Annotated in this window: 14 protein-coding genes; 4 read left to right on the forward strand and 10 right to left on the reverse strand. The window is 73.9% G+C overall.

The window, feature by feature from the left end:
- Positions 1–8: 8 nt before the first annotated feature.
- The 3 genes from RM445_RS24900 to RM445_RS24910 all read right to left on the reverse strand — a co-directional run bounded on the left by RM445_RS24900 (position 9) and on the right by RM445_RS24910 (position 2614).
- On the reverse strand, positions 9–713 hold the full coding sequence (locus tag RM445_RS24900) for a shikimate kinase (RefSeq protein ID WP_311559267.1): 705 nt from the start codon (positions 711–713) through the stop codon (positions 9–11).
- A gap of 89 nt (positions 714–802) precedes the next feature.
- On the reverse strand, positions 803–1978 hold the full coding sequence (gene aroC / locus RM445_RS24905) for a chorismate synthase (RefSeq protein ID WP_311559268.1): 1176 nt from the start codon (positions 1976–1978) through the stop codon (positions 803–805).
- Positions 1979–1999: 21 nt separating this feature from the next.
- Entirely contained in the window at positions 2000–2614 is a 615-nt protein-coding gene (locus RM445_RS24910) for a prepilin peptidase (RefSeq protein WP_311559269.1), read from the reverse strand.
- 133 nt (positions 2615–2747) lie between these two features.
- On the opposite strand from RM445_RS24910, the gene RM445_RS24915 reads away from it, so the two are divergent.
- Together RM445_RS24915 and RM445_RS24920 are read left to right on the forward strand one after the other, a co-directional pair.
- Entirely contained in the window at positions 2748–3401 is a 654-nt protein-coding gene (locus RM445_RS24915) for a M50 family metallopeptidase (protein WP_311559270.1), read from the forward strand.
- Between the two features lie 202 nt (positions 3402–3603).
- Complete coding sequence (locus RM445_RS24920) at positions 3604–4035, forward strand: PPOX class F420-dependent oxidoreductase (RefSeq protein ID WP_311559271.1); 432 nt, start codon at positions 3604–3606, stop codon at positions 4033–4035.
- 17 nt (positions 4036–4052) lie between these two features.
- Here the strand turns inward: RM445_RS24920 and RM445_RS24925 are convergent, their stop codons facing one another.
- From RM445_RS24925 to RM445_RS24935, 3 genes are read right to left on the reverse strand one after another with little or no spacing between them, the layout of a single operon-like run.
- Positions 4053–4850 (reverse strand): urease accessory protein UreD, encoded by a 798-nt coding sequence (locus tag RM445_RS24925; protein ID WP_311559272.1) that lies wholly within the window; start codon positions 4848–4850, stop codon positions 4053–4055.
- 13 nt (positions 4851–4863) lie between these two features.
- A complete protein-coding gene (gene ureG / locus RM445_RS24930) occupies positions 4864–5520 on the reverse strand; it encodes an urease accessory protein UreG (RefSeq protein ID WP_311559273.1) in 657 nt (218 codons plus the stop codon).
- 7 nt (positions 5521–5527) lie between these two features.
- Positions 5528–6205 (reverse strand): urease accessory UreF family protein, encoded by a 678-nt coding sequence (locus RM445_RS24935; protein WP_311559274.1) that lies wholly within the window; start codon positions 6203–6205, stop codon positions 5528–5530.
- 154 nt (positions 6206–6359) lie between these two features.
- Here RM445_RS24935 and RM445_RS24940 point away from each other — a divergent pair, with 154 nt between their 5' ends.
- Complete coding sequence (locus RM445_RS24940) at positions 6360–7640, forward strand: right-handed parallel beta-helix repeat-containing protein (protein WP_311559275.1); 1281 nt, start codon at positions 6360–6362, stop codon at positions 7638–7640.
- A 50-nt stretch (positions 7641–7690) separates the two neighbouring features.
- Here the strand turns inward: RM445_RS24940 and RM445_RS24945 are convergent, their stop codons facing one another.
- The 3 genes from RM445_RS24945 to RM445_RS24955 are packed head-to-tail and all read right to left on the reverse strand — an operon-like array spanning position 7691 to position 10025.
- Positions 7691–9433: an urease subunit alpha gene (locus RM445_RS24945; protein ID WP_311559276.1), complete on the reverse strand. Its 1743-nt coding sequence runs from the start codon at positions 9431–9433 to the stop codon at positions 7691–7693.
- Positions 9430–9726 (reverse strand): urease subunit beta, encoded by a 297-nt coding sequence (locus tag RM445_RS24950; RefSeq protein ID WP_311559277.1) that lies wholly within the window; start codon positions 9724–9726, stop codon positions 9430–9432. The genes RM445_RS24945 and RM445_RS24950 overlap by 4 nt, the downstream gene beginning before the upstream one ends.
- A complete protein-coding gene (locus tag RM445_RS24955; RefSeq protein ID WP_311559278.1) occupies positions 9723–10025 on the reverse strand; it encodes an urease subunit gamma in 303 nt (100 codons plus the stop codon). The genes RM445_RS24950 and RM445_RS24955 overlap by 4 nt, the downstream gene beginning before the upstream one ends.
- 156 nt (positions 10026–10181) lie before the next feature.
- Between RM445_RS24955 and RM445_RS24960 the strand changes: the two genes are divergently transcribed.
- Complete coding sequence (locus RM445_RS24960) at positions 10182–11075, forward strand: spermidine synthase (protein WP_311559279.1); 894 nt, start codon at positions 10182–10184, stop codon at positions 11073–11075.
- A gap of 93 nt (positions 11076–11168) precedes the next feature.
- On the opposite strand, the gene mltG is transcribed toward RM445_RS24960, so the two are convergent.
- Complete coding sequence (gene mltG, locus RM445_RS24965) at positions 11169–12368, reverse strand: endolytic transglycosylase MltG (protein ID WP_311559280.1); 1200 nt, start codon at positions 12366–12368, stop codon at positions 11169–11171.
- Between the last annotated feature and the right edge of the window lie 59 nt (positions 12369–12427).

Genomic DNA, 12427 nt, shown 5'->3' on the forward strand with positions numbered 1-12427 from the left:
GACACGGATCAGGGGTGCTGGCGGACGAACGGATGCGGGAGCGGCACACCCGCGACCGGTGTGGGCACGTCGAGGGGGTCCACCGCCGGATGCCGGTCGACCCCGGGGCGGGGGGTGCCGTGCGGCGGGGTCGCCTCCATCGCGGCCTGCACCACCGCGTCGTCGAGGAGGCCGGGATGGGCCTGTGCGACCTCGACCAGCACGGCGCGCGCGACCTGGTTCGCACTGCGCCGCGACGTGTCGACCTCGACGGTCGCGACCTCGCGGTAGAGCGGGGCGCGCGCGTCCAGCAGCGCCTTGAACGTCGCACGCGGGTTCACGCCGGCGAGCAGCGGGCGTGCGGTCGACATGCCGGTGCGCCGGATGCCGTCGGCGAGACCGACCCACAGCAGCACCACGCGGTGGCCGCGCAGCCGCTCACGGGTGGAGGCGGCGAGCACCGACCCCCCGCCGAGTGCGAGCACGCCGTCCGTGGTGGCGAGCGCCTCCGCGACGACCTCGCGCTCCAACGCCCGGAACGCGTCCTCGCCGTCTTCGGTGAACATCGCCGCGATCGGCTTGCCCGCCCGTTCCACGATCAGCGCGTCGACGTCGCTGAACGCCACTCCGATCCGGCGAGCCAGCACACGGCCGACCGTCGTCTTGCCGGAACCGGGCGGCCCGACCAGGACCAGAGCGGGCCGACGCTGCGCCGGGCCTTCTTCGGGACTCACGACGGTCCAGGGTAGAGGACCCGGGCCCGCCGACCGACCGGTATCTCACGGCGGCGCTGCGTGACGACGGGCTGCGCCGCTGCCGCCGGTCAGCCGCGACCGGCCTCCCGGTAGGCGCGGAGGTTGCGGCGCGTCTCCGCCAGGGAGTCGCCGCCGAACTTCTCCAGCGCCGCGTCGGCCAGCACCAACGCCACCATCGCCTCCGCGACGACCCCGGCCCGCGGGACCGCGCACGCGTCGGAGCGCTGGTGGATCGCCGTGGCCGCCTCGCCCGTCGCGACGTCGACGGTGCGCAGCGCCCGCGGCACGGTCGAGATCGGCTTCATCGCGACGCGCACGCGCACGGGCTCGCCGTTGGTCATGCCGCCCTCGATGCCGCCCGCCCGGTTCGACACGCGGGTGATGGGATCCCCGGGAAGCATCTCGTCGTGCGCCGCACTGCCCCGTCGGTGCGCGGTGCGGAACCCGTCGCCGATCTCGACGCCCTTCATCGCCTGGATCCCCATCAACGCCCCGGCCAGCCGCGCGTCGAGGCGGCGGTCGGCCTGCACGTACGAGCCGAGCCCGACCGGCAGGCCGTAGGCGATGACCTCGATGACGCCGCCGAGCGTGTCGGCGTCCTCGTGCGCGGCGTCGATCTCCGCCATCATCGCCGCGGCCGTCGCCTCAGAGAACGCGCGGACCGGGCTGGCGTCGATCCGCTCCAGGTCGCCGGGCCCGGGCACCGGGTCGTCGTCCGGGGCGTCGACCGCCCCGATCGCCACGACGTGCGAGACGATCTCCACCTCCAGCGCCTGCCGCAGGAACGCCTTCGCGACAGTGCCGAGCACCACCCTCGCCGCGGTCTCCCGGGCGCTGGCCCGCTCGAGCACGGGCCGGGCGTCGTCGAACCCGTACTTGGTCATGCCCGCCAGGTCGGCGTGCCCGGGCCGCGGCCGGGTGAGCGGCGCGTTGCGCGCACGGTTCGCGATCAGCTCGGGGTCGACGGGATCGGCGGCCATGACCGTCTCCCATTTCGGCCACTCGGTGTTGCCGATCCGAACCGCGACGGGCCCGCCCTGGGTCAGGCCGTGCCGGAGCCCGCCGATCACCTCGAGCTCGTCGGCCTCGAACGCCATCCGCGGGCTGCGCCCGTGCCCGAGCTTGCGCCGGGCCAACTCGGTGGTCAGCTCCTTAGTGGTGATCTCCACGCCGGCGACCATGCCCTCGAGCACGGCGACCAGCGCGGGACCGTGGGACTCCCCGGCGGTGATCCAGCGCAGCACCCGCCCATCATCCCCCGGGCCTCACGGGCCCCGCGCACCGGCAGCCGCCACGAGCAGGCCGGCCAGGAGCATCGACGGGCCGTGCGGCACGGCACCGCCCCTCCCCCGGCGGACCAGCACCGCGACCGCGAGAACGCCGCTGGACAGCGCGGCCAGCACCCCGGCCAGCGCCAGTGCCTCCCAGGACACCGCGGCCGACACGGCCCCGAGCGGCGCGGCCAGCTTGACGTCGCCCCCGCCCATCGCCGCGGGCGCGACGAGGTGGACGGCGGCGTGCGCCGCGACGGCGACGACCGCGCCCACCACCCCACGTGCCACGGTGTCGCCGCCGACGGGCACCAGGAGCAGCAGCGCCACCGGCAGTGCCGGCAGGGTCAGGGCGTCGGGCAGGCGCCCGGCCAGCACGTCGACCGCCCCGGCCACGACCGCGAGCCAGCCCAGCGCGAGGAGCACCGGCAGCCAGCGCACGGGGACGGCGGCGGCCCCGGACGCGCCCCACACCGACGCGACCCCCAGCTCGCACCACGGCGGCGGCACCCGCGTGCCGCGGCGGAGCCGGCGCAGGAGCAGGCGGGCGCCGGTACCGGCGCACAGTCCCGCCACGACCAGCACGAGCGAGGTGAGCGACGTCGTCATGACGCCATGCTGCGGTCCTGCTCACCCGGGCCACCAGACGTCCCGCCGAACTGTGGACAGCGGGAACCGCATGGGGACAACTCGGATAACACCAGGCCGATAACGACAGCAGAGATCGAGCCGAGCCCCAGTCGTGACACCCGAGATCACCGCCGCGCTGACCCCCACGGTGGTGGGCGCCGCGGCCGTCGCCGCACTGCTGCTCGTCGCCCTGGCTTACGACGCGGTCGGCGCGTTGGTCACGATCGCCCACGAGGCCGGGCACGTGGTGTTCAGCGCCGCGAGCGGGCACCGCGTCCAGTACTTCGAGGTGAAGATGGGCGGCTCTGGCCTCACATCTCGTGAGGACCGCGGGTGGAACCTCGGCCGGATCCTTCTCGGAGCGGCCGGCTACACGACGCCCCCGCTCCTCGGACTCGGCGGCGCCGCCCTCCTGGCCGCGGGAAAGGCGTGGCCGTTGCTGTGGACGGTGGTCGTCCTGCTCGTCCTCGCGCTGATCAAGGCCGAGAAGGAGTGGACGACGTTCGTGGTGCTGCTGTTCGCGACCGCCACCGGCTACGTCGCGTTGTACGGCGCGCCGCCGTTGCAGGCGGGGTACGCCGCCGGCCTGGTGTGGATCCTGCTGTTCGGCGGCCTCCGCTCGGCAGCCCAGTCGAGCACGGACAACAGCTCCGACGCCGCGAAGCTCGCCCACGACACGCTCATCCCGCGGAAGCTGTGGAAGGCCGGCTTCGTCGTGCTCGCGCTCTTCTGCGTCTGGAAGGGCTTCATCCTGCTCGCCCCGTAGCAGCCGTCACAGCTCAGCGTGCAACCGGTACCCCACCTGCTCTTGACAGGAGTTACCGCAGGTCGAAGCATGATCCCGTCCGCCGCAGCCCTCCCCTCCCCGCGGCGACCGCACGAGGACGACCGGACCGGTACAGCGTCCACCGCCGTGGGCGCCGTCGAGTGCCCGGTCGTGGCCCCCGTCCCCGAACCGGGAGCGCGCCATGGCGTTCGACCCCGCTCTTCTCGCCCTCTTCGCGGAGCTTCGCGGCGGCAGTCTGATCACGCTCAAGCGCGACGGGCGACCGCAGGCGTCGGTGGTCATCCACGTGTGGGATCCCGACCGGCGCGCCGTCCGGATCTCGGTGACCGACGACCGCGCGAAGACCCGCAACCTGCGCCGCGACCCGCGGGCGAGCTACCAGGTCGTCTCCCCCGACCTGACCGGGTGGGCCGTCGGCGAGGGCTACGCGGAGCTCACGGCGCCCGCCACCGACCCGCACGACGCGACCGTCGACGCACTCGTCGACCTCTACCGCACCCTCGCCGGCGAGCACCCGGACTGGGACGGGTACCGAGCGGCCATGGTCGCCGACCGTCGCGTGGTGCTCACCATCGCGTTCGAGCGCGTGTACGGCGGCATCCAGGGCCGCTGACGGCCGAGCCGCACGGATCAGCCGACCGCCGCGGCGAGCGGGCCGTCCGTACTCTCCACCCGCTCGGCGAGCAGGCTCACGGCCTGCGCCGCCGCGTCCAGCACCGCGGTCACCGCGGCGGGCGACCCCACCGCCAGCAGCAGCGCGCCCGGACCGTCCAGCTCCGACCACGCCCACCGCACGCCGTCGCCCTCCCCCGCCGTCGCGGGGGGCACGGGCACGTCGCCGGCGCAGAGGAGGGAACCGACCGCCCGGGCACCAGCCGTCCCGGCCGGTCCACACAGCGCGGCGTCCGCACCGTCGAGCAGGGTGGTGTGGGCGAGCAGCGGCACGCCGTCGACGGCGACGTGCAGCGCTCCGCCGTAGCGGCCCCCGCGCTGCGCGTGCCGGCCGAGCACCACGATCTCCCGAACCGTCGCCGCGGCCCCTGCCGCCAGCGACACCCGCAGCACGGACTCGAGTGCGGCGCGGTCGCTCACCACGGTCGGCTCCGGCGCCCAGTGCACCCGCCCGTCCGCGGCGACCTGCAGGTCGACCGTCCAGCGGGCCGGGGTGTCCGTGGCCGCGGCGCCCGGCTGCACGAGCGTCGCACCCGCACTGCGCACCGTGAGCCGGGCCTGCGGACCGACCTCCACGGACAGCGCGAGGTCGTCGCCGCCGAGCGGGCCGCCCGCAGCGTGCACGAGATGCACGTGCTCGTCGCCGGTGCCGGTCGGCCGCAACACCACGGGCCAGTCGTGCGCCCAGCGCAGGACCTGCCGGCCCGCGGCACGCTCGACCGTCAGCCGGGTGGCGGCCCGGATGCCGGCCCTCACCGGCGGAGAGCTCTCACGACCGGCGGGCACGGACCAGGGCCGTGACCCACTCCGCGATCGGCGCCGCGTCCGGCTGCTCCCGCAGCGACACGAGCATCGTCGGCCGGTCCTCGCGCAGACGCTCGGCGTCCGTGCGCATCACGTCGAGATCGGCGCCGACCATCGGGGCCAGATCCGTCTTGTTGATGACGAGGAGGTCCGAGCGGATGACGCCGGGACCGCCCTTGCGCGGCACCTTGTCGCCGCCCGCGACGTCCACGACGAAGATCTGCTTGTCGATGAGCCCGTAGCTGAAGGTGGCGGTGAGGTTGTCGCCGCCGCTCTCGACGAGCACGAGGTCCGGGTCGTGCAGCGCCACCAGCTCGTCGACGGCGTCGAGGTTGGCGGTGATGTCGTCGCGGATGGCCGTGTGCGGGCAGCAGCCGGTCTGCACCGCCCGGATCCGCTCGTCGGGCAGGACCCCGTGGCGGCGCAGGAAGTCGGCGTCTTCGGTGGTGTAGATGTCGTTGGTCACCACGGCCAGCGACATCCGGCCGCGCAGGGTGCGGCACAGCGCCGCGACGAGGGCGGTCTTGCCGCCGCCGACGGGGCCGCCGATGCCGATCCGGACGGCACGCCCGGGCGCCGCGGGAAGCGGGGTGTGGGCGTGGGCTGCCTGAATCTCTGACATGAGGTCGTCACGATGCAAAGAGGGTCGCCTCCGATGCGCGGTGCAGTTCGGCCAGGACGTCGGTCAGAGGGCTGCCCTCGGTCGGGAGCAGCACCGGGTCGCCCGCGGCGACGGCCGCCGTCGCGAGCGCGGCGGCGTCGGCGGCCACGGGATCGGCCGCCCGAGCGACTCCGACGGTGACGGCGGTGACCCGCAGCGGGTCGAGCCCGAGCAGCCGCACCGCGGCGGTGGCGGCGCCGCCGACGAGGTGGTGCAGCGCGAGCGCTGCGGCCTGCCCGGGGTCCGCGCCGGCAGCCGCGGCGGCGGCGCCGAGGACGAGCGGGTGGTGCACCCGCGGGAGTGCGCGCAGCGCGGCGACGGCGGGGGTCGGGAACGCGAGCGCGACGGTTCGCAGCAGCGCTGCTCCCTGGGCGCGCGACGCGGTCCGGAGCGCGGCCGAGGGGATCCGGGCGGAGACGGCGGCGTCCCAGGGCGCCCAGTCCGGTGTCCCCGACGCGAGGGTGCAGGCGGCCGCGGCTGCGGCGGCCACCACCCGGCCGCCTGTGCGCACCCGCCCGGCGAGGAAGAGCGCGAGGTCGTCGACCGACCGCACGAGCCTCCGGTCGACCAGCGCCTCCACCCCGCCCGAGTGCCCGTGACCTCCGGACGGGAGGCGCGAGTCGGCGAGCAGGAACAGGGGGAGCATCGCAGATGAACGTACCGGCCCGCTGTTTCCGGCAGATCACCAAATCCGGCGTCCCGCGCGCAGGGCAAGGGTTCATCATGCAGAGCAGGGGTTGCGTCCGTCCGGAGCACCCACCTCACGCGGGTGACCGACGGGGCGGCGTAGGTTCATTGTCGTGACCTGCGTGAACCGCGACATCGAGGAGGCGGCCCCGGTGCCGGTCCGGATACCCCGCCACACCCGGCCAGGCCTGCGCGCACCGGCGCTCGGCGTCTGCCTTCTGCTCCTCGCGATCCTGGCGACGGCCTGTGGGACGCCGAGCGCCCCTGCTCCGGTGCCCCAGGTGACCGGCAGGCCGTTGGGCAGTTCGTTCGTGGCGGTGGAGGCGCTCGGGTTCCCGGCGAGGTCCACAGCGGCGGTGGCGGGCACCACCCCGCAGGGCGCGACGACCGTCGAGGGCACCACGGACCAGGCAGGCCGGCTCAACGCGAGCGTGCCGGTCCCGAACGGCTACCAGGGACCGCTGGACGTGAAGGTGACGGTCGGCGGCGCGGCCGCGACGACGACGGTCACCGCCGGGGCGGCCGCTGGTGGGACGCCTGCGGGCGACGCGGGTGTCCGCCCCCTCGGCGACATCACCTGCACGACCACGTCCGACGTCTCCTCCCCTCCGTCCGCGAGCCCGGGTGAGGTGGTGTGCCTCACCGGCGAGCTCTCGGCGCGGCTGACCATCAACCACGGCGGCACCCCCCAGTCGCCCGTCATCTACTCGGGCGGCGGCGACACGAAGGTCGAGGGGATCGACGTGACCACCGACAACGTCATCGTCGAGGGCTTCATCTCCGAGGATGCGAGCAACATGGGCGCACGGCTGCTGGGCGACAACATCACGTTCCGCGACAACACGATCACGCACCCCGTGTACGGCGGCGACGACACCGACGGCATGCGCTTCTTCGGCGACAACATCACGATCCTGCACAACACGATCAGCGACGTCAGCGACGGGTCGGACTGCGGCGACGAGGGTTGTGGCGACGGCCCGCACCCCGACTGCATGCAGACTTATTACAGCGACAACTACCCGACCAGCAGCAACATCACGATCGAGGGCAACCGCTGCGAGAACGCGGCGGCGCAGTGCCTCATCGCGGAAGGCCCGCAGATCCCGGACGAGGGCGTGAACGGCCCGGGGGCGAGCACCGGCTGGACGTTCTTCAACAACTACTGCGACACCGGCGCCGCGCAGGCCGTGCAGTTCAAGAACGTCAGCGACGTCACGATCGCCGACAACTTCTTCGACGGGAAGAACAACAAGGCGATCTCGTTGTCGGACGGCTCGATCGGTGCGCACGTCGGCGGCAACAAGCTCGGCGAGAAGACGCCGAAGCTGATCACGTTCGACGACGACACCGTGGCCGCCGGGTACATCGGGCCGCAGCCGGACCAGGGTTAGCGGCGGCGGGTTCCGGTTCCCGGCGTCGCCGGGAGCCGGAACCGCCCGGGTCAGAACAGGAAGTACCGCTGCGCCATCGGCAGCTCGGTCGCCGGGGCCGCCTCGACGACCTCGCCGTCCACCCGGACCGTGAACGTGTCGGGCTCGACCTCGATCCGCGGCAGCGCGTCGTTGTTCGGCATGTCCGCCTTGGTGAGCTGGCGCGTGTCGCGCACGGGCACCAGCCGCCGCTTCACCTCCAGCCGGTCGGCCAGGCCGCCCTCCAGCGCGAGCGGCGCGACGAAGTGCACCGACGTCGCCGCCGGCGTGACCCCGTCGGCACCGAACATCGGCCGGGGCAGCACCGGCTGCGGTGTCGGGATCGACGCGTTGGCGTCGCCCATCGCCGCGTGGACGATCATCCCGCCCTTGATCACCAGTGACGGCTTCACCCCGAAGAACGCCGGGGCGTAGAGCACCAGGTCGGCGAGCTTGCCCGGCTCGACCGAGCCGACCTCCCCGTCCAGGCCGTGTGCGACGGCCGGGCAGATCGTGTACTTCGCGACGTAGCGCTGGGCCCGGAGGTTGTCCGCCGCGCCGTCACCGGGCAGGGCTCCCCAGCGCTTCTTGCCGACGTGCGCGGTCTGCCACGTCCGCAGCGGCACCTCGCCGACCCGGCCCATCGCCTGCGAGTCCGACCCGATCATGGAGATCGCACCGAGGTCGTGCAAGAGGTCCTCGGCCGCGATCGTCGACGGGCGGATCCGCGACTCGGCGAACGCCAGGTCCTCGGGCACCGTCGGCTTGAGGTGGTGGCAGACCATGAGCATGTCGAGGTGCTCGTCGACGGTGTTCACCGTGTGCGGCCGGGTCGGGTTCGTCGACGACGGCAGCACGTGCGGCTGCCCGGCCACCGTGATGATGTCCGGCGCGTGCCCGCCGCCCGCGCCCTCGGTGTGGTACGCGTGGATGCCCCGGCCGGCGATCGCCGCCAGGGTGTCCTGGACGTAGCCCGCCTCGTTCAGCGTGTCCGTGTGGATCGCGACCTGGACGCCGGTCTGGTCGGCCACGCGCAGGCAGGCGTCGATCGCAGCCGGCGTCGAGCCCCAGTCTTCGTGCAGCTTGAAGCCGGAGATGCCGGTCAACACCTGCTCGTGCAGCGCCTCGTGCCCCACGGTGTTGCCCTTGCCCAGCAGCGCGATGTTGATCGGCCAGGCGTCGAGCGACTCGAGCATTCGCGTGACGTACCAGGCGCCCGGCGTCACCGTGGTCGCCTTCGTGCCGTCGGCTGGGCCCGTGCCGCCCGCAACCCAGGTGGTCACGCCCGACCCGAGCGCCTCGGGGATCTGCGTCGGGGAGATCAGGTGGACGTGGCAGTCGACGCCGCCCGCCGTGAGGATCATCCCGTTCCCGGCGATGATCTCCGTCGACGGCCCGATCACCAGGTCCGGGTGCACCCCGTCCATCGTGTCCGGGTTGCCGGCCTTGCCCAGCGCGACGATCCGCCCGTCGCGCACGCCGACGTCCGCCTTGACGACGCCCCAGTGGTCGAGCACGACGGCGCCGGTGATCACCAGGTCCGGGGTGCCCTCGGCGCGGGTGGCGCGGGACTGCCCCATCGACTCGCGGATCACCTTGCCGCCACCGAAGACGACCTCGTCGCCGCCCTGCGGGCCGCGGCAGCGGTCTTCGGTGACCTCGATCAGGAGATCCGTGTCGGCCAGCCGGATGCGGTCGCCGGTCGTCGGCCCGTACAGCTCGGCGTACCGGGCACGGTCGACGTGCCAGGGCCCGGTCCCCTGCGACGCCGTCACGCGGTCACCTCGGGCAGCCGCAGCCCGGGGACGGTCTTCGTCCCGCCCAGCTCCACCAGCTCGACGGTCTTCTCCACGCCCGGCTCGAACCGCACGGCGGTCCCCGCGGGCACCGCCAGCCGCTTCCCCGTGGCCGCCTCGCGGTCGAACAGCAGCGCGGGGTTCGCGGCCGCGAAGTGGTAGTGCGAGCCGACCTGGACGGGCCGGTCGCCGGAGTTGACCACCAGCAGCGCGGCGCGCTCGCGGTCGACCGGCACGGGCCCCTCGGCCAGCAGGTACTCGCCGGGGATCACTGCACCGGCCGGTGGACGGTGACGAGCTTGGTGCCGTCCGGGAACGTCGCCTCGACCTGCACCGAGGTGACCATCTCCGGAATGCCCTCCATCACGTCGTCGCGGGTGAGCACCTGCTGCCCGCCGGACATCAGCTCGGCGACACTGCGGCCGTCGCGGGCACCCTCGAGCACCCACGAGCTGATCACCGCGACCGTCTCCGGGTAGTTGAGCTTGAGCCCCCGGTCCCGGCGCTGGTGCGCCAGTCCCGCGGCGACGTGCAGCAGGAGCCTCTCCTGCTCGTGCGGCGTCAGCAGCACACGTACCTCCCACTCGGCCCGACCTTCATCGGCTGGGGCCCGCTCGTCCTGGATCCGCGATCACGCTAGGAACGGGGTGTTCCGCACACGTGTCGCGCGTGTTACGCGTTCGGCGGCGGATGCGCGGCCGGCGCATGCAGGGGGCAGGATTCCACGGTGGATCCTGCACGAGGAGGGCGGCTCGCCGGGGCCGTCGTCCGGGTCGAGGTCGGTCACGGGTCGGCCGAGCTCGTGGCCGACGCCGACCGCCCGTCGGCCTGGACGCTGCTCATCGACGGCACCGCACAGAGCCACGTCGACCTCGCCGACCCGACCCACCTCGAGTTCGAGTACGTCCGCCGGACCGGTCACCTGCTCGACGCGCTGGACCCCGCGCCGCCCGCACCTCTGCGCGTCCTGCATCTCGGCGGCGGCGCGTGGACGCTCCCCCGGTACGTCGCGGCCACCCGTCCCGGCTCGGCGCAGCGCGTCGTGGAACTCGACGGCGCGCTGGTCGACCTGGTGCGGGCCCGGCTGCCCGCCGACGGGCTCGGCCTCGACGTGCATGTCGCCGACGCCCGCGCCGGGCTCACCGAGGTACCGCCGGGCTCCTGCGACGTCGTACTCCTCGACGTGTACGCCGGCGCCCGGATCCCCGCGCACCTGACCTCGGTGGAGTTCCTGCAGCAGGTCGCACGGGTGCTGCGCCCCGGCGGGTGCTACGCCGCGAACCTCGCCGACGGCACGGGCGCCCGCACCTTGCAACCCCGCCGGACCCCGCTCGACTTCGCCCGCGGGCAGGCCGCGAACGCCGTGGCGGTGTTCCCGGAGGTGGCAGTCGTCGCAGCACCGGACGTGCTGCACGGCCGCCGGTTCGGCAACGTCGTGCTCGTCGCCGGCGGCGGGGACGACCACGAGCTGCCGCTGGACGAGGTGGCCCGGCGGGTCGCGGCGGATCCGTTCCCGGCCCGCGTCGAGCCGGGCGAGGCCTTCGCCGCGACGGCCGCGGTCGTCACGGACAAGACGGCCGTCCCCTCACCCCGACCACCACGGGGCTTGTTCGGGCAGTGAGCGGGGGCCCGGGGATGTCTGGAAGGCCACCTTCAGGACGTGAGACGCCGTGAAGGTGGCCTTCCAGGCACGACGACACGGCACGACGGCGCGTCAGAACGCCCCGTTGGCCACGGCCTCGGCGACGTTCTGGTTGTGCTCCTCCAGCGTCTCCGCGAAGCACGAAGCGCCGTCGGACTGACACCGCACGAAGTACTGCCACGGGCCGTCCGCCGGGGCCAGGGCGGCCTCGATCGCGGCCTTCCCGGGCGCCGCGATGGGGGTCGGCGGCAGGCCGGCGACGGCATAGCTGTTGTACGGCCCCGGCTTGGCGCGGTCGTTGGCGTTCGTCCGCAGCGCCTGCAGGTCGAGCGGGTAGTTGACCGTGGAGTCGAGCTGCAGCCGCTGCCCGGCCCCGAGCCGGTTGTAGAGGACCCGGGCCACCTTGGGCATGTCCGCGGTGATGCCCTCCTTCTCCACCAGCGACGACACGATGAGCACCTTGTAGGGCGTGTAGCCGATCTCGCGCGCCCCGCTCACCAGCCCGTCGCTCTCCAGCCGGGTCACCGACGCCGACAGCAGCCCCTGCAGGACGTCGAGCGCCGGGGCGCCGGGCTTGACGTCGTACACGCCGGGCACGAGCAGGCCCTCCAGCCGACGCCGCGGCTCGGCCTTCGCCACGTCGTCGCGCGCCCACGACGGCACGCCCAGCTCGGTGAGGTCGGCGTCCGACATCGTCAAGCGCAGGTCGTCCACGCTGACGCACTGGCGCTGCCCGCCCAGCTCGGCACACGTCGCGTTCGAGATCAGGGTCAGCACGCCCGGGACCGTGGAGCCGTCCGGGTTGCTGGTGTCGTCGAGCTGGACGCCGCCGCGGATCTCGAGCTGGCCGACCCGGGTGGCGGGATCGAGCAGCCGCGTCACGGCCGCATCGCCCGACATCTGGTTGCGCATCAGGTAGTAGCCCGGCTGCACGGCGCGGATCCGCGGCTCCGATGCGGCCGCCTGGGTGAACGCCTCGACGCTCTTGACGACGTCCGCGCGCTGCAGCGCCCCGCCGATCTGCGCGCCGGTCGCGCCGTCGGCGACCTGGACGACCACCGTCGCGCCGCCGTCGCCCTCGTAGTCGGCGACGCCGAAGAACTCCTGGTAGAGCAGGTAGCCCCCGCCGACCACGCCGCCGACCAGCAGCAACACCGCCAGGACCGCCGCTGCCAGCCGACGACGGCGCCGGCTCGCCTGCTGCCGCAGCTCCGCCCGCCGTGCCGCGAGCTCCTCGCGCCGCGACGGGAAGACCTCGGCCCGCCGCGTCACGGGTGCGCCGCGCAACGGCCGGACGGGTGGAAGTCGGCGTTACCGATCCGTATCACAAC

It is taken from the genome of Pseudonocardia charpentierae (assembly GCF_031845345.1).
GTDB classification, from domain to species: domain Bacteria; phylum Actinomycetota; class Actinomycetes; order Mycobacteriales; family Pseudonocardiaceae; genus Pseudonocardia; species Pseudonocardia charpentierae.